Source organism: Streptomyces sp. NPDC051987, assembly GCF_040680735.1.
Taxonomy (GTDB): domain Bacteria; phylum Actinomycetota; class Actinomycetes; order Streptomycetales; family Streptomycetaceae; genus Streptomyces.
Genome location: NZ_JBFAXI010000060.1, coordinates 1 through 25,683 on the forward strand (window position 1 = coordinate 1; position 25,683 = coordinate 25,683).

The 25,683-nt window shown below is 68.5% G+C and carries 13 protein-coding genes and 3 pseudogenes; 7 read left to right on the forward strand and 9 right to left on the reverse strand.

Going from position 1 to position 25,683, the window contains the following annotated elements; all coding sequences use genetic code 11:
* Positions 1–314: 314 nt before the first annotated feature.
* The 3 genes from AB0M11_RS27660 to AB0M11_RS27670 form a co-directional block, all read right to left on the reverse strand.
* On the reverse strand, positions 315–1,025 hold the full coding sequence (locus tag AB0M11_RS27660) for a hypothetical protein (RefSeq protein WP_365710092.1): 711 nt from the start codon (positions 1,023–1,025) through the stop codon (positions 315–317).
* A gap of 10 nt (positions 1,026–1,035) precedes the next feature.
* The gene (locus tag AB0M11_RS27665) at positions 1,036–1,224 is read right to left on the reverse strand and encodes a hypothetical protein (protein ID WP_365710094.1); all 189 of its coding nucleotides are present in this window, start codon (positions 1,222–1,224) and stop codon (positions 1,036–1,038) included.
* A 951-nt stretch (positions 1,225–2,175) separates the two neighbouring features.
* Positions 2,176–2,937: an AbiV family abortive infection protein gene (locus AB0M11_RS27670; protein WP_365710096.1), complete on the reverse strand. Its 762-nt coding sequence runs from the start codon at positions 2,935–2,937 to the stop codon at positions 2,176–2,178.
* A 175-nt stretch (positions 2,938–3,112) separates the two neighbouring features.
* Here AB0M11_RS27670 and istA point away from each other — a divergent pair.
* The 5 genes and pseudogenes from istA to AB0M11_RS27695 all read left to right on the forward strand — a co-directional run.
* Positions 3,113–4,468, forward strand: a pseudogene (gene istA / locus AB0M11_RS27675) (IS21 family transposase).
* Between the two features lie 83 nt (positions 4,469–4,551).
* Positions 4,552–5,258 (forward strand): annotated as a pseudogene (istB, locus tag AB0M11_RS27680) (IS21-like element helper ATPase IstB).
* Positions 5,259–5,314: 56 nt separating this feature from the next.
* Positions 5,315–6,028: an HAD family hydrolase gene (locus tag AB0M11_RS27685; protein ID WP_365710098.1), complete on the forward strand. Its 714-nt coding sequence runs from the start codon at positions 5,315–5,317 to the stop codon at positions 6,026–6,028.
* Between the two features lie 288 nt (positions 6,029–6,316).
* A protein-coding gene (locus AB0M11_RS27690; protein ID WP_365710100.1) for an IS5 family transposase occupies positions 6,317–7,134 on the forward strand; the annotation gives its coding sequence in 2 pieces (ribosomal slippage) (positions 6,317–6,665 and positions 6,665–7,134; 819 coding nt in all).
* Positions 7,135–7,147: 13 nt separating this feature from the next.
* Positions 7,148–7,612 (forward strand): annotated as a pseudogene (locus AB0M11_RS27695) (ATP-binding protein); the annotation flags it as partial.
* Positions 7,613–8,198: 586 nt separating this feature from the next.
* On the opposite strand, the gene AB0M11_RS27700 reads toward AB0M11_RS27695, so the two are convergent.
* Together AB0M11_RS27700 and AB0M11_RS27705 are read right to left on the reverse strand one after the other, a co-directional pair.
* Complete coding sequence (locus tag AB0M11_RS27700) at positions 8,199–12,728, reverse strand: AAA family ATPase (RefSeq protein ID WP_365710102.1); 4,530 nt, start codon at positions 12,726–12,728, stop codon at positions 8,199–8,201.
* Entirely contained in the window at positions 12,725–13,621 is an 897-nt protein-coding gene (locus AB0M11_RS27705; protein ID WP_365710104.1) for an endopeptidase, read from the reverse strand. The genes AB0M11_RS27700 and AB0M11_RS27705 overlap by 4 nt, the downstream gene beginning before the upstream one ends.
* 1,165 nt (positions 13,622–14,786) lie before the next feature.
* On the opposite strand from AB0M11_RS27705, the gene AB0M11_RS27710 reads away from it, so the two are divergent.
* Positions 14,787–15,455: a pentapeptide repeat-containing protein gene (locus AB0M11_RS27710; RefSeq protein WP_058915214.1), complete on the forward strand. Its 669-nt coding sequence runs from the start codon at positions 14,787–14,789 to the stop codon at positions 15,453–15,455.
* A gap of 54 nt (positions 15,456–15,509) precedes the next feature.
* Here AB0M11_RS27710 and AB0M11_RS27715 read toward each other — a convergent pair whose 3' ends face one another.
* Genes AB0M11_RS27715 through AB0M11_RS27730 form a run of 4 tightly spaced genes read right to left on the reverse strand, consistent with a single transcriptional unit; the run spans position 15,510 to position 20,140 of the window.
* Entirely contained in the window at positions 15,510–16,274 is a 765-nt protein-coding gene (locus tag AB0M11_RS27715) for a TatD family hydrolase (RefSeq protein ID WP_365710107.1), read from the reverse strand.
* Complete coding sequence (locus tag AB0M11_RS27720) at positions 16,258–17,511, reverse strand: hypothetical protein (RefSeq protein ID WP_365710109.1); 1,254 nt, start codon at positions 17,509–17,511, stop codon at positions 16,258–16,260. The genes AB0M11_RS27715 and AB0M11_RS27720 overlap by 17 nt, the downstream gene beginning before the upstream one ends.
* Positions 17,512–17,525: 14 nt before the next feature.
* Positions 17,526–18,371 (reverse strand): hypothetical protein, encoded by an 846-nt coding sequence (locus AB0M11_RS27725; RefSeq protein WP_365710111.1) that lies wholly within the window; start codon positions 18,369–18,371, stop codon positions 17,526–17,528.
* Positions 18,371–20,140, reverse strand: a complete 1,770-nt coding sequence (locus AB0M11_RS27730; RefSeq protein ID WP_365710113.1) for a P-loop NTPase fold protein — start codon at positions 20,138–20,140, stop codon at positions 18,371–18,373. Before AB0M11_RS27730 ends, AB0M11_RS27725 begins: the two co-directional genes overlap by 1 nt.
* 283 nt (positions 20,141–20,423) lie before the next feature.
* Here AB0M11_RS27730 and AB0M11_RS27735 point away from each other — a divergent pair, with 283 nt between their 5' ends.
* On the forward strand, positions 20,424–25,652 hold the full coding sequence (locus tag AB0M11_RS27735) for an NACHT domain-containing protein (protein ID WP_365710115.1): 5,229 nt from the start codon (positions 20,424–20,426) through the stop codon (positions 25,650–25,652).
* The last annotated feature ends 31 nt before the right edge of the window (positions 25,653–25,683 follow it).

The following is a 25,683-nucleotide window of genomic DNA, read 5'->3' on the forward strand; positions in this document are numbered from 1 at the left end:
CGCGGTTATTGGTGGGGCCCCCCCCCCGTTGTGGGGGCGGGCCACCGACATATACGTGGTCGTGAAGGGCGGTCGCCTACGCGGCGAAAGGCTCCATGAGGCTTCAGCCGAACGATCGTCCTCATGGGCAGTACTCTGCAACGCGGGCAGGTGGCTGCGCATTCCCGGTGAGTCCTGGGGCGGTGGTCACTGAGAACCTCGTCCACACAGTCCTCGACGCCAGCGAGTAACCGCGCCCCCGTACGGCAGACGGCCCGCCCTGGAGCCCCTGGGGCGGGCCGCTGTGTTCGCTGGCGTGGACCGTGCAGTCTGGCCTAGGCAGCCTGCTTGTTTTGGGAGGACATTGGCGGGGCCTGGGCAGCAGCTTCCGTCTGGGCCTGTCGGACCATCTGCCGGTGAGCCCTGACCCAGCTGTCCAGGTCTCGTGAGCGTGACGGGACGTCCGGCAGAACACGGACCGCCGCAGCAAGCCACGGCTGAAGATCCGCTGCCTTGACGACGTAGCAGGCTTTCAAGAATGCGATGGCCTGCTGCGGGTCGACCGGCAGCACGTCGCCTTCGATGATGCGGCGCGCGGTGGTCCGGGGCAGGATGCCGGGGCCGGACATGCGCTCCATCTCACCAGGTGTGGGGTAGCCAGCCCATACATGCTGGTGTCGCAGGGCGCGTGCGAGGTCCGCCGGACTGGACAGCAGTGTGGGATCGGGTGCCGTGGCGACGTGGAAGGGAGCCCGGGTTGCCCGGCGAGCTTTGATCCACAGCTGGCGGGCACGGTCCTCTATGAGGAGCACGGCATGGATGTCGCCCTCGCCGGCGGTCGCGAGGATGAACTCCGCGACAGTCTCCCAAGACGGTATGTGCGTGCCAGAGGCGGCGCGTTCGAACGTCGCAGCTGACACCACTGTGCTGCGGGCGGCCATCTGCTTGGAGGTGATGCGGGCGTTGTCCCGGCGGGCGCGCAGGAAGTCGGCGAGTTTCGCCTTCTCCGGCACGGTGCGGTCGACAGGGTTCTCGCGGCGTCCCATGGTCCTTGCCTCAGTTCCCGACGCTGAAGTAGGCGCGCACGAGGCGACTGAGACGGCCCGCGGCGCGGCCCGGCACGACGGCCAGGGCGACGACCGCTGTGCCGATGCCGCCGGCTCCCGCCAGCAGCCGCAGGACGTCCGGGAGGGTGTGCGGGCGAGGAGCGAGGAAAGCCGCGGTAACGACGAACGCGATGATCACGCACGCATGTGACATCCCGAACCGGCCGCAAGCCGCGGTGTGGTCCGACCTCGCCGAGTCGGCGGTCGCTGAAGGCGGGGTGGCAGAGGGCTTACTGCCCATCAAGATTCTCCTGACTACCGTCCGGCGACCTGCCGATCACCGGACGGTGCTATCTGGCTCCAACCAAAATGCCCGGACGTGCGCTCAAGCAGGAGTTGGCGCTCCCTCGCACACGGACGGACCGTTGCTGGGCAGACAGTTTTCCAGCCCCTACGACACTCCTGAGGAGCCGTCAAGCGATTGCCTCACGACTGCGCCAATGTGTACTTCTTCGCGAAGAGGGGACCGTCCACGACGTGTTGAGGTCTGCAGTTCTCGGCCCGGACGTCCTTGTGTGGCGAAGACGGTGCAGGTCACAGCGTTACAGAGGTGCCTAGCACGCCGCACCGACACCTGGTGTCACCCGAAAATTCAGAAGAAGATGCAGGTCAGGGCCGGGCCCCCCATCACCCACGCGGCGTCATGCTGCGCTTTTTTGGGGGTAGCAATGCGAGGTCGAGGAGCGGGAGGAACAGAGCGCTGACCTGCGTTGACTGAGTTCCGTACCTTCCGTATCCATGAACCTCCCTACTTAGGGAGGGAGAATTCTGATCACAGGCAGCCGTACGGCTCGCCTGCCCTGATTGCTACTGGCTCCAACCAATGCAGCAGGGAGGGGGCAGGTGTTGGCGCACCAGCCCGAACGACTGCGGCCCGCCCCATGCATGGGGCGGGCCGCAGTCGTTCGACGCGACAGCAGCGAGCAGCAGGGACACAAGCCGAGCAAGCGCTAGTACCCGCCGCCAGGACGTGGAAGGGGCCCGTGTCGCCGGCGTCGGCGCTACGGGCCCTGCGGCTGCTGTTCAGCGCCTACGCTGGGCAGAGCCGTCCCAGCGGTCTCCCCCGTACTGCTGGGACGGCTCCGGCGTTCTAGTCGTTGCTGGTCTGCGGCTCCGGCCCGGCCGACAGGGTCGCCCGGGCGTCGGCGGCGGCGACCTGCTCGGCAAGGACGGGCCCCAGGAGCAGATCCGGCGGGGACACCTCGTCGCGAACCATGGCCCTCACCTGCGCCAGGAACTGATCCGGGGACGCCTCGACGAAGGCCCCGAGGGCCTCGAGGTCCACGCTGTCCTGCCACTGGCGGATGAAGTCCAGGAAGACGTCCGGCTCGGCGACAGCGTCTTCGGCCGCGCGCGCTTCGGCGAGCGCGGTGGTGACGGTGGCGACCATCCACCGGGCCTCGCTCTCGCTGACGTCCTCGGGCTGCAGCAGCGTCCCGGTGTCGGTGTAGTCGACGTACAGGCCGCGGAACTTCACGGCGTTGGTCCGGCGGGCGGCTGCGACCACGTCGTTCAGCAGCTGCTCGATGCTGGCCGGCACATCGTCACCGGTCATCGCCATAACCAGGTGGGCGAACTCCGCCTTGATCTGGTGGTGGGTGAACGCCTTCTCGAAGTCGAGGCGGAACTCCTCACGCACGGTGGGAGGCATGGAGAGCGTCATCATGCACAGCGCGGCCTTGCCGACCTCTTCGAGAGCCAGCGCGGCGAACGAGAATGCCGCGGGCCACTGGTATGCGTCCAGGACGGCCTGGGCGCTGGTGTGCAGGGCGCGCGCGTTCTTGAAAGCCGCGGCCGCGAGGTCGAGGACCGTGCGCTCCATCAGGTGCGGGTCGAGGGGGAGCTTCGCCATTCGCCCACTGTCGCAGGCGACGGTCGATCACGGCATCGCCTTTTGGCTGTGAACGACTTCTCTGGCCCCAGCGGAACGAGTCCGGTGGCCCCAGGGGGTTGATCAGGAAATGAATGTTCGTCAGAAGTGGCCCCAGCGGCGGTCTTGCGGTGATGTGCTTCCGACCGGGGCCCGCATGGATGGCCCGAGATCCAAGGTTGAGCTCTTCGCGGCGATCCGCCGCGACTCCCGTACCGAGAAGCTGTCGATCAACGAACTCTCGCGCCGCTACGGTGTCCACCGGCGTCTGGTACGCGAAGCTCAGACGTCCCCGTGGCCGGCGCCCCGCAAGCCGATGCCTCCGCGGCCTTCGGTGATCGACCCCTACAAGTCTCTGATCGACGCGATACTGCGTGCTGATCTGGATGCCCCGCGCAAGCAGCGCCACACCGCCAAGCGGGTCTTCGACCGGCTGGTGGACGAGCAGGGGATGGACAACGTCTCCTACGGCCGGGTACGGGACTACATCAGGCGCCGCAAGCCCGAGATCTGGGTCGAGGAGGGCCGCGGACCACCCAGCGTGTTCATCCCGCAGACGCACCGCCCCGGCGAGGAGGCCGAGGTCGACTTCGGAGACGTCTACATCACGCTCGACGGCGTGCGCACCCTGTGCTATCTGTTCGTTTTCCGGCTCTCCTTCTCCGGGAAGGCCGTGCACCACGTGTCGGCCTCGCAGGGGCAGGAAGCCTTCTTCGAGGGCCATGTCCACGCCTTCCAGGTGCTGGGCGGCATACCCAGGGGCAAGGTCCGCTATGACAACCTCACCTCCGCGGTGGCCCGGGTGCTCGGCTTCACCCGGGCCCGGGTGGAGACAGACCGCTGGACCGCGTTCCGCTCCTGGGCGGGTCTGGACGCCTTCTACTGCCAGCCGGGCATCGACGGCGCCCATGAGAAGGGCGGCGTCGAGGCGAAGTCGGCCGGTTCCGCCGCAACCACCTGGTCCCCGTCCCCGACGTCACCACCCTGGCCGAGCTCAACGCCCGGATCGATGAGTGGGACCGGCAGGACAACCAGCGCCGGATCGGCAAGCACCCGCGCACCGTCGGCGAGTACTTCGCCATCGAAAGACCCCTGCTCCAACCGCTGCCCGAGGACCACTTCGAGACCGGGCGGCTGCTGACCCCGAGGGTGGACCGCTATACGCGCAGATCACTGTGCGGCAGAACCACTACTCGGTGCCAGTACGGCTGACATGAGCCACGACCACGTCGTCGCCGGGATCGCCGCCGCCCTGCGGGCCGGGGCCCTGACCGCGGACGCAGTGGCCCTGGAAGCCCGCCTGGCCGCCGAACGCGAAACTCCCGCCGAGGCGGCCCCGGACACGGCGCGAGGCCGTATCGCCTCTCCGGTGGTGTCGCTGACCGCACGCAGGCTCGCCGCGCTGCCCCCGGACCCCAGGCCGCTGCCCTCGGTGGCCGCCTACGACCAGCTCCTTCGCCATACCCGGCCGACGGCCGGACGTCCCCCCAGCCAAGGGAGTCCCCTGCCATGAACGCCACCCGTCCCCGCGGTCTGACCGAGCCCGCCGCCGACGCGGCCATCGACGCGGCCTGCCGCAACCTGCGCCTGCCCACCATGCGGAGCCAGTTCTCCGAACTCGCCGACGCCGCAGCCCGCGACCAGATGACCTACCGCGGCTTCCTGGCCGAGCTGCTGATGGCCGAATGCGACGACCGCAACCGCCGCCGCTCCGAACGCCGGATCAAAGCCGCAGGCTTCCCCCGCGAGAAGGCACTGCGCACCTTCGAGTCGACGCGAACCCCGCCATCGACCCGGCCGCCATCCACACCATGGCCTCGTGCGACTGGGTCCGCAAAGGGCTCCCGCTGTGTCTGATCGGCGACAGCAGCACCAGCAAGTCACACCTGCTCATCGCCCTGAGCACCGAAGCCGCGATGGCCGGCTTCCGGGTCAAGTACGTGCTCGCGACCAAACTCGTCAACGAGCTCGTCGAGGCCGCCGACGAGAAGGTGCTGACCAAGACCATCGCCCGCTACGGACGCGTCGATCTTCTCTGCATTGACGAGCTGGGCTACATGGAGCTGGACCGGCGCGGCGCCGAACTGCTGTTCCAGGTTCTGACCGAGCGCGAGGAAAAGAACAGCATGGCCATCGCCTCCAACGAGTCCTTCTCCTCTTGGACCAAGACCTTCACCGACCCCCGCCTCTGCGCAGCCATCGTGGACCGCCTCACCTTCGGCGGCAACATCATCGAAACCGGCAGCGACTCCTACCGCCTCGCCCACACCAAAGCCCGCCAGCAGGCCATCACGGGCTCCTGACCACCGCCGCACCTGGACCTCACAGCTACTGGCACCACGACGCTAGGGTCCTGATCATGGCCATCACCGCTGTCATCTTCGACTTCTTCGGGACCCTCACACCCAGTACGCCGACGAACGTGTGGGACGACCACGCCGCCCGGAGCGCTGCCCCACTCGGCATACCGGCCCGCACGTGGCGCACAGCCCTGGACGCTTCATTTCCCGAGCGGGCAACCGGCAGCCTGGGAGATCTGGCTGCGACGTTTCGCACCCTGGCCCACCGCACCGGTGCCGAACCGAGCGAGGAGGCCCTCGTCGCCGCCTGCACCGCACGGATGGCCGCACAACGAGAGCTGTTCGTACTGCGGGCCGACGCAGTCTCCACCCTGACCGCGCTGCGTGTCCGGGGACTGCGGCTAGGAGTGCTCAGCGACTGCACCGCGGAACTGGCCGAGACCTGGTCGCAACTGCCCTTGGCCACGCTCGTCGACGCACGCGTGCTCTCCTGCGAAGAGGGCCGACGCAAGCCCGATCCGGAGCTCTTCCGCCTGATCGCAGGCCGTCTCGACGCCGACCCGCAGAACTGCCTCTACATCGGCGACGGCGGCGGAGACGAACTCACCGGCGCATCCAACTGCGGCATGCAGGCGTTCATGCTCCGAGCCGCTGACTGGGCCGACAACGACGCCCACGCACGTGAGGACAACTGGGCCGGACCATTCCTACCCTCACTAACCGACGTACTGTCCCTACTCGAACCCTCACCAGCAGTCGTCGATCCGGCCTGACAACCGATCAATGCCAGGCCGAGGCGCGCGAGCCTCACCGGCTGGCGTGGGGCCAATCGACTCGTTCACAGCCAGCCCCGAAGATCGCTAATCGGGGCCAGAAGAGCCGTTCCCCTGGAGCCAGAAGACTCGTTCGAAACCACGCGGCGGCGTGCGGCCGCCGACATGGTGCGGGTTCCGTGGTTCAGACGCAGCAAAGACGAGTAGGAGGCTGCGGGCGGTGGGGGCACCGGGAGGTCGGATGCTCTAAGACCGTGTCCTACGTGGTGAGGCCTCGTTGACCTCTGTATGGGGCGGGGTACATGGAGTTGGATTGTTCCGGAGGGGCTGTGGGAGATCGCGAAGCCGCTGATTCCTGCGTCGAAGGTGCGGCCGCAGGGCGGCGGAACACAGGACACGCCTGATGAGACGCTGTTCGCGGCGATCATCTACGTGCTGGTCAGCGGATGCGCCTGGCGGGCTCTGCCGCCCTGCTTCGGGATATCGAAGTCGACCGCCCACCGGCGGTTTCTGATCTGGTCGAGGGCCGGCGTCTGGGGCCGCCTGCACGAGGCGGTGCTGCACCAGCTTGACGACGCCGGCCTCATCGATGTCACCCGCGTCGTCCTCGACACCGCCCACGTCAGGGCTAAAAAAGGGGCGAACACACAGGTCCGAGCCCCGTGGACCGCGGCAAGCCGGGTTCCAAGATGCACGTCCTGTCGGACGCGAACGGACTGCCCCTTCTCGTCGGCGTCTCGGGCGGCAACACGCACGACAGCGAAGGGCTGAAGCCGATGCTGGAGGGTCACCAAACGAGACACGACCCCCACCGCGGCCGGTACTTCAAGCCTCAGCGCCTGCACGCGGACAAAGCCTACGACCGTGCCGACCTGCGGAAATGGTTACGTGGCAAACGCATCGGGGTCCGGATCGCGCGCAAAGGCATCGAGTCCAGCGAACGGTTGGGCCGTCGCAGATGGGTGATCGAGCGGACCATGTCGTGGCTGTCCGGCTACCGCAGACTCAGCCCCCGCTACGAACGAAATCCCCGCAACTACCTGGCCTTTCTCGGACTCGCCGCAGCCATCTGCTGCTACAAGCGCCTCGTTCCTCTCACCACGTAGGACACGGTCTAAGAAGGGCGAACCGCTCTGCTTGATCGGTGACTCCGGCACCGGCAAGTCTCATCTGCTGATCGGCCTCGGTTCCGCCGCCGCGATGGCCGGCTTCCGAGTCCGCTACGCGCTCGCCGCAAAGCTCGTCAACGAACTCGTCGAAGCCGCCGACGAGAAACAGCTGACCAAGACCATCGCCCGCTACGGGCGCGTCGACCTGCTTTGCATCGACGAGCTTGGCTACCTCGAACTCGACCGCCGCGGAGCCGAGATGCTGTTCCAGGTTTTGACCGAGAGGGAGGAGAAGAACAGTGTGGCCATCGCCTCGAACGAATCGTTCGGAGGCTGGACCAAGACGTTCACCGACCCCAGGCTCTGCGCAGCCATCGTCGACCGACTCACCTTCAACGGCACCATCATCGAGACCGGCACCGAGTCCTACCGTCTCGCCCGGACTAAGGCCAGGCAGCAGCAGACGAAGAAGTAGTCCCGAGGCCAGCTGGCCGGTGGGATCTAATCCCTGCTGCCCCGGGCTTGGCGGTCCAGGAACTCGATCAGCCGTGTTTCCGAACGTGCAAGCCTCTCCCGTTGTTCGCGGGGAAGCGAGGCGAGGGCGTCCACCAGGACCCGCTTTCGCGGAACGTGCACCATGTTGCCGGAGTAGATCCGGCAACTGGAACACCAGGTGAGTCCGATGCACCGCTCGAACATGGAGGACTCAGGCGGATAGAAGCGGTACTGGTACGAGCAGATGGGCGTTTTGCAGGCGGCACAGATCCAACGGTCCCCGTCGGAGACCGTGTCCCAGATCCCGACCCTGCGCCAGTGCTGCCGCCCGGCCGGTGCTCTTCAAGTCGTCATGCCCAACATTCTCTCCCACAGCGAGTCGCCCAGCACAGCCATCCCGGCGAAGGTGGGGCCGGAGCAGACCGAAAGCCGGGGCCACTTCAAGCCGGAACAATCGCCGCGCCAGCCCCGAAGCGGGGCCAGCTCGGGCCGGAAAAGTGGGGCCAGTTCAGACCGTTAACGCCACCTTACGGCCCTCCTTGCCGGCACCACGGGGTTGGGGCAGTTCAGGCGTCCTCGAGCATGGTGCCGCCTCTTGGGGATTGGAGGTGCACGGTGACAGCGGCCGTTCCCGTGGGGCTGCCGACGATGACGACAGGGGCGGTGCTGCGGTTGGCGGAGCTGGCGGGGAGTACGGCGAGCGAGGTGATCGGTGCGCCGGTGACCAGGCGGAGAACTTCCTGGCCCGTGTGGTGGTCCCACACGCGGATGCTGGTGTCGTCCGAGCAGGCGCTGACGAGCATGTGGCGGTCGATGTCCAGGTGGGGCAGGGCGGCAAGGGCGGTGACGGGGCCCTGGTGCCCGGTCAGCGGTGGATGAGTTTCTGAGCGCGGGGCGAAGGGGTCCCACAGCCGGATCACGCCGTCCGATCCGCCGGTGGCCAAGAGGTGCCCGTCCGCCGTGGTCAGGCAGGTGAGGCTGCGCACGGCGCCGATGCGCTGGGGCAGACCCATGTGCGGGTCGTGGCCGGGGTGCAGCAAGCGCACGGCCCGGGTGGTGGCGATGGCCAGCAGCGGTGATCTGGTGTCGGGTAGGACGGCGAGCGCCCGAACGGTCGCCTCGGCACGCAGCGTCGGCAAGCGGGGGGTGTCGTCGTCGACGCGCAGGTACTCGATGCGGGAGTCGCTGATGGCGGCGGCGAGGAGGGACTGGCCGGTTTCCGGGTGGGGGAAGCGGGCCAGCGCCCGGACCCTGCTGTTGGAGTAGTACGAGGGAAGCAGGACGCGCCGTGCGCCTTCTTCCGTGGTGAGGTCGACGCTTCCATCCGCGTACCCGATGGCGATACGTGCGGTGGTCTCAGGTGATGGTTCGAGAACGGTCAGTGCGGTGACGTCTTTGTAGGGGCGGTCGTCCGGCGGGGTCAGGACGTGTGTTTCCCGGCCGGTCTGTACGGAGCGCACGGCGATCTCGCCGGCGCGGCCACCGCTGATGAGACTGGGTGGCCCGGAGGGATGCGGCAGGAGGGCGACCTGGTCTGCCGAGGGATGATCGGTATCGTCGTCGACGGCCGGCGCCTGGAGGTCCCACAGGCGGATGGTGCGGTCGAACGATGCGGAGGCCAGGAGAGGTTGGCCTTGTGAGCCGGTGAAGACCGTTAGGCCGCGGACCATCTTAGTGTGCTCGGCGGGGAGTTGGCGAACGAGTACACCGGTGTCGGTATCGAAGACGTGCAGAGCGCCGTCGACGCTGCTGCCGGTGACCAGCAGGGGATCGCCATAGGGGCCCGGGTGCAGGGCCAGGGACGCCACGGCCTGCCGGATCTGTGCGTGTTGGACTCGCGTCAGCGGGTTCCAGATGCGCACGGACTTCGTGGAGCGGGACGCAACGATCAGCCGTGGTTCGCCTTCACGTGTGGCGAAGCCGACGACGGCGGAGGCGCCCCTGCCCGCACACGGCAGTTCCCCGGCGTCGTCGAACGTCAGGGCATCCACGACGGGGACGTAACTGCCGTCCTGGGCAATGGCGAGCAGTGGACCGGCGCCTGGTACTGGGATAACGGCGAGTGCGTGGACGAGGGGGCCGCGGTACCTCCTGCCGAAGTCCTGTTCCCTCTGCAGGCGACCGATGCTGTGCAGAGGCCGGCGCGTCTGGATGTGGCCGGTCACGGGGTCCATCAGGAGGAGGTCTTCAGTGGTGGCGACGGCGAGGAGCGGCCATCCGTATGCGCCGCGGCGGCCCCGTCGGCGTGCACCATCGCTGAAGGTGGCGACGGCACGGACGCGCCCTTCGAGCAGGGGGGCGGCCTCGCCGGTCTGGGGGTCGCACTGCCACAGCCCTCGGTCGGTTCCGACGATGAGGGAGGGTTCCCCGGGGCGGCGGCCGTCCTCCAGGACGGTCAGGGCGCGGGCGTGGGGTCCCAGACCTTCCAGGGCGGTGCCGAAGGGGCTGCCAGAGAGCGGGTCCCACAGGGTGAGGTTTCCCCTCTCGTCCGCCGCTGCCAGCACCACGGAGTCGTCGGTGGTGCGGAAGGTGGCCAGTGCGTAGGGGTTGGCGGGAGTGCCTGCCAGGATGTTGGTGGGCAGATGCAGGTGGTTGAAGCGCGGGCGTAGTTGTGGGTGGCGCGTCGGGGTGTGTGCTTGTGTGCTGCCGGTGTGCTGGGCGAGGGCGAGGCTGTCGGCTCGGGAGGCGGGGGGTGCGTCGCCGACGAAGGGCTCGATGCGGGCCCACGCGGCCAGGTGCCGGATGCGATCGGTGGCGGTGATGGGCAGGCCGAGGGAACCGCGCACGTTGTCGCGGGTCGCCCAGGGCAGGAAGTGGGCCGGGATGTGGTCGTCGTCGACTGTGTTTCCGAGTGCGGCGTGGGTGATCAGGTGCCGTCGCAGGTAGGGGTGCGGGGGTTGCTCCGGTGCCCTTGGCAGTAGCCGGGCGAATGCCTGGGTGAGCTGCCGGTGAGCGGTGGTGGTGTCGGCTGTCCCGGCACCGTCCTGGGTGGGTGTGGCGGAGGTGTCGGCGGGGGCCAGGAGTGTGTGGGGTGCGGTGCGCAGTGTTTCGCTGACGCGTTCGTGGATGGGGCGGTAGACGGTTCTGCCGTCTTCCTGGGCGGTTGTCAGGTATCCGGTCAGCCGGCTGTCACGTACCACTTGGCGGATGGCGGCTGCTGCGTCGTCGCAGGGGGGATGCAGGGCGTTCACTGCGGCCGGCCAGATGTCGGCCCATGGCAGGCCCGCCCCCTGGGCGAAGGCGGTGGCGCGCAGGACAGCCAGGAGTTCTTCGGGGGTTGCGTCGCCGTGCAGGGCTACGTCGGCGAGGTCTTGGCGGAGCAGTTCGTGCGTTCCCTGTCTCAGCTGACGGCGCCATGCCAGGTCGGTGGGCTGAGGCAGGAGGTTGCGGGCGTGCAGTTGTTGGGCGGCGAGCCGGGCGTCGAGGAAGGACGGGGCCACCTCTTCGGCCACCGCTGTGGCGACACGGCTGATGCGGTCGTCGTCGCGGTCGAGGAGGCGCGAACCGGCCTGGGGGTCGGCGTGCAGCAGGGATGCGGTGTAGGCGGCGATGTCGTCCTGTGCGGTGAGGGCGTCGGTCCGCACTGCCGGGCCGGCGTCGGTTGCTCGTTGCAACAGGGCCAGGAGATCGCCGCCGGTCGGGCCTGCGGGGTTGGCACTGGAGGAGTCGGGGCTGGCGGGGGCGGGGCTGCGGATGCCGAGGAGGAGTCGGATGAGGGGCTGGCCGTCGGCGCGCAGGGTGGCCAGCGGGCGCAGGACGTCGGTGATGATGCGGCGCGGGTTGCGGGCTTCGTCGATCCCGTCGATCACTACGGTGAGAGGTCTGCCGTTGCGCAGCATGAAGGCGCGGACATAGACGCGCAGTTCCTCAATCGGATCATGACCGGCCGGTGTCGGGCGGCCGGTGAGGGCCTCGTAGAGCGCGGCGGACAGTTCGTGCGGGTCGGTGTTGCGGGCCAGTACTGCCGCGTCGACGGCTCCTTCAGGAACGTGAAGGTGTTCGGGGATGGCGTCGAGGACGGGCCGGTAAGCGTCGTCGGCCCGGAATCGGGGATCGCTGAGCGTGACAAGACGGGCCAGGAGGGCGCTCTTCCCGGAACCGGCGGACCCGGTCACGATGAGGACGCCGTCGTCACCGTCCAGAAACTCGATCATGCGGCCGACCAGGGCGGCGCGTCCGGTGAAGTACCAGCCCGGGCTGCTGCCGGACATCTGGCCGGTGGCCCGGGAGATCCAGTAGTCGTCCAGGTCGGCGCGGTTCCAGCCGACCTGGCTGCGGGCGTCCTCGAGGAGGGTGGTGTCGCTGTAGCCGGGGTTGGGCAGGCAGGGGCTCAGCGCGCGGCCGGCGAGTTGGAGGCTGACGCTGTCGCCCGGGGGCCAGATGCGGTGGATGTCCGCCATGGTGGTGCGGTCCCAGACGGCGGCGCGGATCGCATGGAAGTCTTCCCAGCTCAGATGGGAGCGCGCGTATCCATTGGTCTGGTCTTCGCAGTGGGCGCGGACCGCGGCCAGCAGTGAGGTGAAGGCCTGAAGGCGGGGTCTGGAATCTTCGTTGCCGGCGGTCAGCACGACCAGGGATCCCAAAGCTCGGCGGTCCTCATCCAATGCTTTGAGGGTGTCTTGTAGTTCGTCCGTCAGGCGTCCGGAGAAGCAGGAGTCGACCATCACCAGGACGTGCCCGGCGCGGGAGTCGAGGGCGGTGGCGATGAGTTCGGCCGTGGGGAACGCAGTGCCCAGGGGGCGGTTCTCATCCGTGTCGGGCAGCTGCAGAAAATGCTGCCGTCCGCGGGGGGCGAGACCATGGCCGGTGATGTAGACGACCAGAGCTTCGTCGTCGTCGGCGTCGGCCAGGTCCTGGTCGATCAGGAAGCACCGCAGATCGTGCACGCTGAGCAGCGGCTTGGGCGGGGCTGCAGGAGTGAAGCGCCGCTCTGCTTCCAGGCCTTCGCCGGCCCACCAGTCCTCTACGACCGATACCTGGGCGCTGATGCCGGCGCGGAAGGCCTCCCGCTCGGCCAGGGTCCCGGTGTCGTAGTCGCTGACGGCGATGACGACCAAGCGCCGATGGAACGTGGACGGGACGTGTTCTTCGGTCATGACCAGCTATGGGTGGCCGCCCGCGCGACCGGCAGGGTGCGCAGGTACGCCTGGGCGGCGTGGGGATCGATGTCGCCGTTGTCGACTTCGACGTCGGTGACGTTGCGGGCGCCCAGGGCCAGACCGGCTGCGCCGGTGACGGCATCGTCCGGGTCGTACACGTTGAGCCATCTGATGTGTGCCGGCATGGCTAGCAGCTCCGGCTCCGGGATGTTCATTGCGCGCCGCACGGCGGGGATACCCAGGGGCGAGCCGCAGGTGACGAAGGTGTGCACAGCGGTTCCGGCGGTTCCGGGAGCGGCGATCTTCTCCTGCCGGATGAGGTCGTAGGCGATCACGCTGCCCAGGGAGTGGCCGATGACGACGGTGGCGGTGTCGTCGCTGAAGGCTTTGAGGACGTGATCGTGGACCTTGGAGGCGAGGTTGGGGTGCTTGAGATAGAAGCGGACCTCACGCAGGCGGGTGATGAGCTTGCCGACGACGCTGTCAGGGGTACGCCGGTCGTAGACCATGGCGCGGCGGGTGACGCTGGGCGGCAGCTTCGGCAGCCCGAGCGTCGTCGGGTCCAGCTCCTGGGCCAGCGCCCGCTCCTGCGGCGTGAGCAGATCGTCCAGCGCCTCGACGATGAAGGCTTCCTCGTCGGGGGTCAGGGCAGTGGAGTCGTCCGGGAAGAAGTCCGCCGGGCCCAGCCGGTCCGCCCCCCGTGCCAGGAGCGAGGACCAGTGCGGAATCTCCAAGGTGGGCGTCAGCCGGGGGTCGGTGCGCACCGCGTCCTGACCGTGCAGGGCGGTGATGCCGCGGTTGAGGGCCTTGGTCCAGTCTTTGATCAGCTCGCGCTGCGACGTACGGCCCTGCTTGATGCCGTGCACTCCCACGATGTGTTGCTGTTCCACCCGGTCCCCCACCCCCTGCGCACCCGCCGATGGCCAACCGGCCTACTGCAGCGGCATATTCGAGGAGCCCACTCTACGGTGGGTGCAGCCGCTCCCTTCCGGCAGACACACGAACGTCGTCACCACGGACATCGCCTCGCGGGCCGGCTGAGGTTGCTCGGTCCTCTTTCGGTGGCCTGGAGCCGCATCGAACCCGTCGGCGTAACGCCTGCGGGTGGGCTCTTGAGCTCAGGGCCTCCCGCTCCAGGCCCACGGGATGTGACACAGCCACAAAGCGTCGTTCGGCGCCGGACGAGGATGACGATGGGCTCATGGGCGTCGAGCTGGGACCTCGCTTGAGCGGTCGGCTGCTTTAGCATCCCCCTGCTGGCTGCATGCGTGCCCGCACCGCGAAGATCTCATGGTCCTCAGCCGACCCCCTGGTGGAGGAGACCGCCCGGTGCCACAGGCCCAGGACCAGTACCGAGCCCGCGCGGTGTGCCGCCTGAATCCACTGGCTGCTGGCGTCGGCTGAGTGCTCAGAGGACCCCACGGGGTGGGTGTGTACGGTGCCCGCGCGAGCGGAGGTGTAGGAGGCGCCTGTGCGGCGGGCGGTCCGCCGTTCCCGGTCTTTACGGGCGTGTCCTTTGGTCATGGCGAAGGCCTCGAGTCTGCGCTCCGGCCCCATGATCCGGTGCGCAAGTTCGGGCGCATGCGGACGCGTTGGCCAGGCAGGTGAACAGAGGTGTTGTTACGCGCAATTGATGCGGCGATCGCTCCGGATGCCCAGGCACCTTTGCTGTGTGGGGCCGTTCATGGGCCGACCCCGGCTTGGGCCGATGCGCTCGGCCTGTTGGCAGGTTAGCGCGTGCAGTTGCCGGCCGGAGCTGATTCCACCCAGTTACGGCGCGAGACTCGCCCTTGTCGGACGGGGTGACATGCCAGCCGGCGAAAGCCGTCATGGTGCACACGGCCCCGAGCGCGCGGCGTGCACCATGGCGGCCGGGCACGGTAGAAAGTTCGCATGTGGTGGAGGAGGACACGGTGGATCGCTCTGTCAGTCATGGGTGCGGCCTTGCTTGCTGGCGTATTGGCTGTGGTCTTCACTCCGCTCACTCGGTGTCTGACGCGCTGGGTGACGAGCAGTGAGTGGTCTTCTCTGGATGCTCCTGGTCGGGCAGCGGCCGTGGGCCAGTTTCGTCTGGCGGTCGTGCAGGTGGTCGCCGCTGTCGGGGCCGGCATCGCTCTGACCTATACGGCGCGTACCTTTCGGCTCAGTCGCCGGGGTCAGGTCACTGATCGCTTCACCAAGGCGTTGGAGCGGCTGAGCTCGGACGAGGAATATGTGCGTATCGGGGGTGTCTTGGCGATGGAACAGATCGTCCAGGATGCGCCGGATCAGGGCGAGCATGCGGCACGGGTACTCAATGCCTTCGTGCGCCGTCATGCACCGGACGCTGCGGCAACGGCGCTGGATGCAGCACAGTTGCCGAAGAAGCCGAAGGAGCAGGTCCTGGAGGCGCTGCGTGCGCTGACGGTGAAGCGTTCTTGGTGGGGCGGCCGTCGTAGACCGGTAGATCTGGCTGGTCTCCATCTGAAGGGGGCAGAGCTCCAAGACGCCTTTTTGCAGGGGGCCCTGCTGAAGGGAGCCACTTTCACCGAGGCGGATCTGCGTGGTGCGAACCTCAAGGGTGCTGATCTGACGGACACCGATTTCACCCGTGCCGACCTGTCCACGGCGCGGGGGCTGAAGGAGGCGCAGCTCCTGCTGGCGGGGAGTCTGCGCGGATGTCGTCTACCGGGTTCGCTTGCTGGCCGTCCGGAGATCGCCGATCGCGTCGGGGCGAGTGAGTGAACCTCACGGCGGGCGTCTCCTGCCGTCTCGCGTGGCGTGTCGGACCGTTTGGGGTCAGGCTTCCAGTGCCCAGTCCGCGATGGGTTCCGGCAGGCGGTCCAGCACCTGCGTTCGGGTGGTCAGTTCTCGCAGGTTCTGCCAGAAGCGGCGCCTGATCAGCTGTGGTGTCGTGGCGTGTAGGTGGGCTAGCCGTTGTTCGAGCGGCTCGACGACTCCGGGGCGGGTCGCCCGGGTGGTCCGTCTGCTGGCGGGGAAGTCGGTCTCGGGAAGCAGGCGGTGCAGGGGGAACGCGGTGAGGATGTCATCTGGCATGGCGGCGTTCACCGAGAAGTAGGCGCCCAGGTCAAGCGCCTGCTTCTGCTCGGCGGGGCTGCCCAGGAACCAATGCAGGATGAGGCCCGGATGCGGGCGGCTGGTGAGCAGGTCCATCAGGGGCCCGGTGCGCCCGCTGCTGTGCAGGGACAGGATGACCGGCTCGTCGCGCACGGCGTTGAGGATCTGGGTGAGTACGGAACGCTGCGTGTCGAGGCTGCCGCGGCGGTCGAGTCCGACTTCTCCGATGAGGCAGGTCTGCTTCAGGGTGGTGCGGAACTGCCGCAGGCTGAAGTCCTTCAGTGCGGCCGGTACCGCGGGGTGCACGCCGGTGCCCCAGACCAGCATGGTGTCCCGGCGTCGCAGGGCGTGGGTGGTCTCTGCCGGGGTGCGGGTCATGGCGAGCACGACCGCTCCGTGAAGTGCGTCGATCTGGGCGGCGGTGACGTCGGGGGCGATGTGGGCGTGGCAGTCCAGCGCAGGCAGTTCGTCAGGGAAGAGGGACACGGCTCAGTTCCTGGAGGCCTCGCTGGCACAGGTCCACGACGGCGTCGAAGTCGGTCTCGGGGGGCAGATCACCGACGGCAAGGATATCGGTGTCCTCGATGCCGTTCAGGATGGATTGCTGAACATCGCGGACGTCTTTGCGACGGTTGGTGAGCAGCCGCTGGTACGAGATGCCCTCTAGGCGCTCAACGAGGTAGACGGTGGGGTCGCGGTAGGGGCCGGTGGTGAAGGACCCGCGGCGCACCAGGCAGGCCACGCACAGGCCGCAGTTGAGGTTCGCGTTGCCGCCCGGATAGCGGGCCCCGTCGAGTTTGCCGCAGGAGAGGGTCTCGGCCGCTGCGGCGAGCAGCGCATCGCCGGTGCGGTCATGTGCGCGTGCGAGGAGCTCGCCTTTGGTGCGGTGGAGGTAGGGGTTGACGATCTGGACGGAGATGTCTGCGCTGGCCAGAAGGGTGTTGAGGCGGCTGAAGGTGCCGGGATGAGTGGACCGGGTGGACAGGGAGCCGCCGCGTGCTGGGGTGAGTGGTGGGTTGATGCTGGTGAAGCCGTTCTCGGGCACCGTGACCTGCGGGCTGGCGGAGCTGGCCGCGGTCGCGGCAGCCAGAGCGGCGAACAGCAGGCTCCGGCTGCGTGAGGAGGGCTCCGGGGAGGGGCCGGTCTGACAGATCTTGGCGCTGAGATGCCGCAGCGACTGGGAGGCACGGCTCTGCAGCCAGGAGCTGGCTTTGGTCTGTGCTCTGCGTACTGCGGTACTGCCATCGTAGTGGCTCAGATGGATCCGTCGGGTGCCGTCCGTCAGGTGGTCGACGGCGCCGCACAGGGAGTCGAGGCCGCCGCTGAGGAGCATGACGTCGTCGGCCGGTTCCAGGGGAGTCAGCGTCCGGTCTGTGGGCCGGGCGGGGACGGTGCGCAGGTGCCATAGATCACCGGTGAGCCAGTGCAGCAGCTCTTCGACGAGCTGGCCGCACGTACCGTTCCAGGGTTCGGGGTTGACCGCGTGGGCGGTGAGCTCGATCGTCCTGACGAACGTGAGGGGACGGCGGACCGTGCGATCGGCGAGATAGGCCGATGCCGCGATACGGACCAGATCTGCCGCGGCCACAGGGGCCCGACCGATCAGGTCCAGATCCCACCCGAGGGTGCCAGTGACTTCGGCGGTCTGGCCGTCGTCGCGCGTACGGGCCCAGCGCACGGGCCTGGCAGAGGGTTCGTGCTGATCGGCGTCGTGCGGGAGCACTTCGATGGCAGTGGTCATGTGCGTCGTGCGCGCAGCATACGCAGTGCCTCCCCGGTCACCTTGGCTGCTGTAGCGGTGAACTGCTGTACGGTCATGCCTTGCGTATCGGGAACGAGAAGGCCTTTGAGTCGGCGTTCCAGCCAGGAGCGCAGCCATCGTTGTTTATGGATGGCCTCCTGCGCGGTCAGGTTCCCCTGGGCCTTCTTGGAGCCGAGTTCGACCAGGGAGAGCTCGTAAATCCACTCGGTGATGAGTCCTCGCATGCCCTCTTGTGGTGCGGGCGGCTGGGGGTCGAGGAGCACGGCCTTGACCCATCTGGTGGCGGCTTTCCTCAGGGCGGCTTCGTCGGGGTGGCCTGCGTCGCCGAGCACCGCCTGCAGGATGCGGGAGATCTGTGCCCGTGGGCCCATGGTGCGCAGTTCGGCGAGATCGAGGCCGAGTTCCTGAAGCCGGGCCGCGTCACCGCTGCGCAGCGCGTAGGCGCCGGCGAGGGCAGCGGCCCCACGGGCGGAGCCTTTGACGACCTGGCGTCGTGAACCCGCGCCGGCTCTGCCCGTGGGTGTTTGGGTTCCTGCGCCGGCGCCTCCTCCCCCGCCGCCGCTGCCTCGGGGAGAGGCGAGCAGGGCGGAGAGCGGGTACCCGGCGGCCGATGGCCTGCCGCGGTCCGCGTCGTCCTTCTGCAGGGCCGCGCCGAGAGCGTCGAGGAGATTGTCGAGCGACTGCTGCTGGTCCTGTGCGGGATCGGGAGGATCCCCGGGGCCGGATCCGGCCGGCGCAGAGCCGGGCAGGGCGTCGAAGGCGTCGTGGGCTTGCTGCCAGTCGGACGTGCCGCTGCCGCCGTAGGAGCCGGAGGTACCCATCAGCGCCCCAGTGCCATCTGCGCCGCTTGCTGCACCGCCGGTTCGATGTCGGTGGCCTCAGCCAGCTGGGGAAGCAGCGCCCGCAGCTCGTCGACGTCGCTGGTGTCGATGTCGACGACGGCCCCGGGCAGGAGGTACTTGCGTACCTCCCACAGCCCCTGCGCGATCAGCGCACGCAGTTCGGCTGTGTGGGTGGCTATGTAGACGAGGGACTGCACCAGGTGATCGGTTTCCGTTTCCCGGCGTGCCCGCTGAATGAGTGCCTGGGCGACGGCCTGCTGGTCGGCGACGGGGGCAGCCACGATCTGTGTCTGGGCTTCATTGCGGTGCGGGTCCGAAGCACTGGCCAGGTCGCTCGCCCAGGAGAGCTGCTGCTGTGTCAGGGAGGCCGCGGCGGTGAGACTTACGAGTGACGCGGCCAGGCTCAGATACGGTCCGATCGGGGCGTTGATGAGGTCGGGGTCGGACGCGGCCCACTCCTTGCTCGCTTCGCTGACCTCGTCGGGCTTGTCAGGCTCCTCGCCGCGTCCCCAAGCCTGCCAGCGCTGCAGCAGTTCGCTGCGCTGGGCGTCCTGGAGTCCAGCAAGCGTCTCGAAGTCCTTGCTGTGGCTGTCTTCCAGCAGCATGAGCTTTGCAATCACCGAGGCCTCGATGTCGATGCCGTGCCGCTCGGCGATCCTGGTGCGCAGCGCCCACGCGTTGAGGAACCGCTTGATGCTGCGGGGACTTCCCGAGCGGTGAGCCGACAGGCCGGTGGCGAGACGGCTGGCCAGTCCCACAGTCTCGGCATCAGGTTCCCACGGCAGGCTCTGCATGTCGGCCAGGACGGGTGACAGGCCCTGAGCACGTCGCTGTTGCGCGTGTCCGATCAGCTGTGTGTACTGCTCTTGCTGCGGACAGCGCTGTTCGGACAGTAGGAGGGTGATGAACGCGGCGGCCTCGTCCGCGCTGATGCGCGGGAGAGACAGGGGCAGTTGGACGATTTTTTCCAGGTAGCGCTGCGCAAACTGTTCGCCGCGGCCTGTGGCGTCGAGGCTGACGGCGATGGACTCCCGCACCATCTCCTGATCAGCGGCCAGGACGAAGGCCACCTTCTCAACGGACAGGAACAGCTTGATGGCTTCCAACGTGGCCATCACTGCGTCCGGTAGGCACCGGTCGAGGTCGTCTACCAGTACGACCAGCCGCTGCAGCGGCGCCAGGTCCTGGAGCAGCTTGGCGAACTCGCTGCGAAAGCCCGCCAGGCTTCTGGCGTTCTCCTTCGATCGAGGCGTGAGTGCTTGAACGAGCTCTTCTGTCTGCGCTACTAGCCTGCCACGGGCCATGCTGGAGGCGACGCGTGACCAACTGATGCGGTCCAACAGGTCTTTGACCCGGTCGTCGAGTCCTTCATCCGGGTAGTTCGTGAGCAGGTCCTGTAGGACTTCACCGATGACGGCGCCGCGCACATCGAACTGGTCGTCAAACTCCCACGGATCGAGGCGAATGACGCGGTAGCCGCTCTGGCGGTTCAGTTCGTCCTTCAGCAGGCCCAGAACGGTGGACTTCCCTCCGCCCCAGGGAGCGTTGATCCCGATGGTCACGGGGTCCAGGGAGCGGGACTGCAGGGCAGCCGCAACGGTGTCGACGATCGAGGTGAATCCCAGAAGGTCGACCGTCGTTGGGTTGTCGTCCCACAGTTGCAGCTCACTCATCATGTGCCCCCCGGCAAGCTCGTCCTCATTCACCGCACTGCCCTCGGCCGGCCCGGCCAGTCGGGGATGCGCCACCGCGGGAGCGGCCTCGGGTGATCGAGCACAAGAGCTCAGTGCCCGGCTACTGCACCGTTCTCATCGATGGGATCATGCTTAGCACAGCGCTGCTGCCCTCTCAGGGAGCGACACACCGCCCGAGGCGTCGTAGCGGCAGCTGACATCTCTCGCCGTCGACGCAGATGTGGCCTGCCGCCCGCCATGAAACGGGCGGGCGGCAGGAGCTGGACACGGTTCTGGTTGGGGCCGGTCAGCACCGACTGCCGCCAGGCTGGTGACGCTGTGGCCGATGATGGTGTGTATGCGGCATGCCTCATCGACGAGTCCGTCTCAGTACGCCAAAGCGCCGGCCCGGCTGCACACGCTGGTGTTGCCGCAGACGGTTCCGCTGCCCGTCCATACGAGCGAGCAGCTCCTGCCGCTGGAGCGTCTGGCCTGGGAGAACTTCGAGCGGCTGTGTCTGAAGCGGGCGGTGGAACGCGGGACGGTCGAGGACTCCACCGACCATGCCGGGGGCGACAGTGCCACCGGGCGCATGAGCGTCTACGACGCCCGCGCTCAGGGAAGCCTGTACGGCACTCGGGGCCAAGAGCAGCAGGGTATCGATCTGTATGTCCGTCTGCCGGACGGTTCCGTCGAGAACGGCTCTGATCCCGAGCGGGTCTACCTGAGTCTGCAGTCGCGGCGGGTGAAGTCGGTGACCGCCAGGCAGCTCGAGGAGGCTGTCACTGACTTCCTGGACGGCACGTGGGCTGCGGTCAGCCGGGTCTTCGTCTACGCCACCAGCCTGTCGGCCGTCTCGCAAAAGATCGCTGACGAGGTGGTGACGCAGCGCGAACGGCTGGCCGAGGCGGGCATCACCTTCGAGGTATGGGATGCGGAGTATCTGTCGGACTGGCTGAAGCAACGCCCGCGCATCGTCCATGACTTCTTCGGTCGCCCATGGGTGGAGGAGCTGTTCGGGCCCGAGCAGGTGGCCGCGTTGGCGACCCGGCTCGATGCCGTGCAGGTCGCCGAGCTACGCGAACAGCTCGGTTCCTTCTACGCCACCTTCTTCGCGCACACCGACTCCGGTGCGATCGCCCTGCAGCACGCCCAGACCCAGCCGGATCTGCGGCAGCGGTTCGTTCTTCCCGACGTGCTCCCGCTGCACCAGCTGGGCCGCTGGCCTACCCAGCTGTCACCACCCGACGGGGTCTCCCCCGGCATGTCCGCCACGGCCTGGTACCGCAAGGCGCGAGCGTCCGCTTACGGCCACCATCCCGACGAGCTGGGGAAGGCGCTCACCGTGCCTGGCTCCGAGGCCGGGGAGCAGATGGTGGCCGTCAGCACCGCGTCCCCAGCAGTGACCGGGGAGGCCACCGGGATCCGCACCAGCGCGGACGCCTGGCTGGCCGGAGCCCGACGCCATGTCCTGGTCGGGGAACCGGGCTCGGGCAAGAGCAGTCTGCTGCGTTTCGCGCTGTTGGACCTGTTCGCCGACTCCCCTGCCCTGCCGCGCTGGACCGAACGGTTCGGCGACCGGCTGCCCCTGTGGGTTCCCTTCCCGTTCTTCACTCGCCGGCTGGCCCGCTACGACGGCGCCGAAGCCTCGCTGGCGGCGACGCTGCGGGCCTGGCTGGAGCAGTACGACGTCGGGCATCTGTGGCCGCTGGTGGAGAAGGCACTGGCCGATGACCGGCTGCTGCTGGTCATCGACGGCCTGGACGAATGGGTGAGCGAGAGTGCTGCGCGCAGGGCTCTCATCGCGCTGGAGACTTTCCTGGACCAGCGCCAGCTGCCCGCGGTGGCCGCCACCCGCCCCTACGGCCTGTCGCGGCTGCAGCCGACGGGAGTGTGGCAGTACGCCTCGCTGGCCTCACTCTTGTCGCGCCAGCAGCGGGAGTTGGTGGCTCACTGGCTCGGCAGCGCTGAGGCGGACGGCGGCCCGCGGGCCGAGGCGTTCGTGAAGGAACTGTCCGGCGTGCGGGACCTTCGCCAGCTGGCCCGGATTCCGCTCTTCCAGCTCCTGCTCACCGGCATGCACCTGGCCGGGACTGCCCTGCCGCACAGGCGGTTCGAGGTGTACGCGGGCGCCATTGATCATCTGCTGGGGGAACATCCCGCCCGGCGTGAGACGGCGGCTGGCATCACCGCGGAGCCCACCGCACTGCACCCGGAAGACATCCGTCAGGTCCTGGCCCACGTTGCGCTGGCCCACCAGCAGCGCGGCGATGTCCAAGCCGTGCCCGAACAGACGGTCCGCGCGGACATCATCGACGCGCTTCGCGATCCACGACACCTCGCGCTGGATGCAGCGGGGGCCGCCGCGCAGGCGCGAGGGTTTGTCGACATCGCCGAGGGGCAGCTCGGCGTGCTGGTCCGGCAAGGCCCGCGCGAGATCGGCTTCCTGCACCGGGTCCTGCTGGAACAGCTGGCCGCCGAACAGGCCGCACAGCAGCTGTCCTTCGAGGAACTGCGCCGCCTGTTCGCCGAGGGAGCCCAGGACCCACGCTGGCATGAGGTGCTGTTGGCCATCCTGTGGCAGCTGCAGCGCACCGGGGAGACCAGTCGGCTGCTCCAGGAACTTGCCGAGCAGGCCGACGGGCCGGAACCGGAAGCACTGGCGGTGCGCGAGCTGGTGGCACAGGCGGTGTTCAGCGGGATCCGGCTGCCTCTCCCCCAGGCCCGGCGTCACGCCGCCACGATCCTGGAAGCGGTCGACAGCCACCCCCTCGTCGGGCACCGGCAGCGGCTGTTGTCGGCGTGTGTGGCCGGGCTGGACGATCCAGCAGTGAGCGGTGATCTGGTGCCGTACCTGTCACGTTGGGTTGCGGCCGGTCAGCCGCTGCCGTGGCAGGTGTTTTACCGGCTCGGGCAGGTGGCCGACGACCGGCAGCTGGCCAAGCCCGTCTGGCCACTGCTGGTGGCCGCGTTGAGGTCAGAGGACGTGCACGTGGCCTGGGCGGCCGCCCGCGCGCTCGCCGCCCGCTACGGGACGCGGGACGGGCAGGAGCACGTGGTTGAGGCGATGCTGACGGCGCTGCGCCACGCAGCCAGTGCCGATCACGCAGCCGTGACTCTGCACGGTCTGCTGCTGGGCTGGCCCGATGATGACCGGGTCACGGCCGCAGCCGCAGCTGCCCGGCAACAACAGGTGCTGGGGCTGCGGCTGACGGCCCTGGCCGCCGTCCTGGGCGTACTGCCTGGGCAGCACAGCACCGGCCGCAAGGCCGGCGGCTCGCAGCCGAAGGCCGTGACGGCCGAAGAGGGCGCCTGGCTGGTCAGCCGACTCGACACTGAGGATTTCACCGACGACGTGTGGAAGCCTGTGCTCGCCGACGCGATCGCGGCCGCCCTGCGTGAGGCTCCCGGCGAGGCCGAGCAGGTGCGCGACACCTGCCTGTCCATCGTGTCCGGTCAGCGCCCCGGGCAGGGTGACCGAGCTGTGGCCTGGAGTGTGCTGTTGCTGGTCTGGGCCCAGGATGCGACCGTCATCGACTACGTCTGCACCACGCTGGTGAACGACCCACACCAGATCCGGTTCCTTGGCATCGGGCCGCTGGCCCGCCCCTATTCTGGTCATACGGCCGTGGCCGCCGCGGCCGAGGAACTCCTGCAACAGGATCCACGGGCCTTCCTGGACTTCGAGCTCCCCTCCCTCGTTGCCCTGGACCGGGGTCCGGTGCTGCGGTCCGTGCTGCTGAAGGAGTTGCACGACAGCGAAGTCCCGCACTGGGCCGCCGATGCCCTGGCCGAGCACTGGGCCCACGACGCCGAAGTGCAGCAGGCGCTGTCCACGGCGCTGAACGGCGAGGCAGGCCGGGCATCACGGGTGGCCAACGCGGCCGTGCGAATCCTGGGCGCCGAGCAGGCCCGGGAGCGGCTGCTCGCCCTCCTTGCCACACCGGCACACGACAGCCGCTTCCGCAAGGAAATCGTCATCCACGCGCTGCTGGAGAGCTGCCAGCACCAGTCCCTGACCTCGGGGCCGGTGGCCGAGCAGATCGCCCGGGTATGCCTGGAGGCGGTGCAAGAGCCCGCCAACGAATACGAGTTCACTGCCGAAGCCGCGGTCGTCGCCGCCCTGCCCGCAACCGCTTCGGCCCGCGACCGGGCGGCCAGCATGCTGCGCAGAGCGCAGGCCCCACTTGGATCGCTTCTGGCCGGCTACGGCAGCGAGCTCTCCGCCCTCGAGCCCGTCCTTGACCTGGTGCGAGCCGCCCACCCGGTCCTGCCCACCGCCGCCCGCCTGCACCTGTGCACCCTGCTACGCGACCACCCCGGCGACAGCACCCTCATCCGGAAGCTGACCGCTCAGTGGCCAAACGAGCCCCACGACCTCATCCGCCCCGCCGCCTCCGCCGTCTTCCACACCCACCTGCTGCGCGACCACGACCGCGGCGCGCTTCCCGAACTGGAATGGCAGCAGGCCCAGTCCGTACTCCGCGACACCGCCTCAGGCCTCGGTCACAACAACTGGGCACGGCGGCGTGCCGCATGGGTGGGCATCTTACTGACCGGCCAACTCGGCCTGCTGGACGACCTCGTCGAACACGACGGCCGCCCCATCCGGCTGCCCCTGGGTGAGTTCATCAGCACCGACCTGGACCTGCTCGTGCTCGGCGAGATCGCCGACCACTGGCCCGCTCTACGCGCCCACTTCGGCGACACCCTCCTCACACGCCTCACCGGCGACATGCTCTCCCCCGCCACGGACACGGCCTGGGAGTATCTTGCGCTGGTCGCCGACCGCCACCCCCAGCTCGCGCAAGAACTCACCGCGGCCGTCGACCAGCAACCCCACCTCCTCACCCACGACACCGTGCTCGCCTGGTACGCCCACACTCACCGCGGCGAGCCGCACCTGCTGCGCACCCTGATCGACAACCTCCGGCCGAGCGACACCGGAAGCCGGGAGGTCGCACCCCTGCTCCTGGCCGACCCCCTGGTCCTCGGCCTCGACCCGGCGAGCGTGCAACGCGCACTGCACACCGAACTGGGCCCACGACACAGCGGTTACCCGCTCCCCGCCTCCGGTGCGTTCCTCGCCCTGGCCGCCGGGTTCCCCGACGACACAGCCGTCGTCGGCGCCTGGGAGGCCCTCCAGCGCGAGCGAGACCTGCACGGACACGTCGAGGTGGACGTGTCGGTGTATTACCCGCTGGCCTACGCAGCCGTCGAGACTGCCGGCTTCGTGGACCAGGTAGCCCACGACAGCGCATGGATCTGCAGTCACTTCACCAAGGACGTCGACCCGCCGTTCGCCCAGGCCGTCATCCGCCGCCTGGAGCGTGATCCCGAAGCTCGCGCTCAGGCCGACGCCACCATCGCCAGTGCGGATACCTCCGATGCCCAGGCCGCGCAGCTCGCCTCTCTTCGCAGCGCGGCCTCCACCCTGTCCCCGGACGTCGCGGACAACCTGCGCCAGCGGCTCCACCGGCAGCAAGGCTTTCAGCTGCCCGATGCCGTGCACGACTTCGTCACCGCCACAGAGGTCTCCGTCCCCGCTCTCCTGCTGCGCATGCTGCAGTCAGGAACAGGGCGATGACACGTCATGCGGCCCCAGTAGCAGCTCCCGA

What these genes read in the sequence shown, in the direction of transcription:
- AB0M11_RS27700 (WP_365710102.1), bottom strand. Translation starts at nt 12,728, where the DNA reads ATGACCGAAGAACACGTCCCGTCCACGTTCCATCGGCGCTTGGTCGTC.
- AB0M11_RS27725 (WP_365710111.1), bottom strand. Translation starts at nt 18,371, where the DNA reads ATGGGTACCTCCGGCTCCTACGGCGGCAGCGGCACGTCCGACTGGCAG.
- AB0M11_RS27660 (WP_365710092.1), bottom strand. Translation starts at nt 1,025, where the DNA reads ATGGGACGCCGCGAGAACCCTGTCGACCGCACCGTGCCGGAGAAGGCG.
- AB0M11_RS27685 (WP_365710098.1), top strand. Translation starts at nt 5,315, where the DNA reads ATGGCCATCACCGCTGTCATCTTCGACTTCTTCGGGACCCTCACACCC.
- AB0M11_RS27670 (WP_365710096.1), bottom strand. Translation starts at nt 2,937, where the DNA reads ATGGCGAAGCTCCCCCTCGACCCGCACCTGATGGAGCGCACGGTCCTC.
- AB0M11_RS27735 (WP_365710115.1), top strand. Translation starts at nt 20,424, where the DNA reads ATGCGGCATGCCTCATCGACGAGTCCGTCTCAGTACGCCAAAGCGCCG.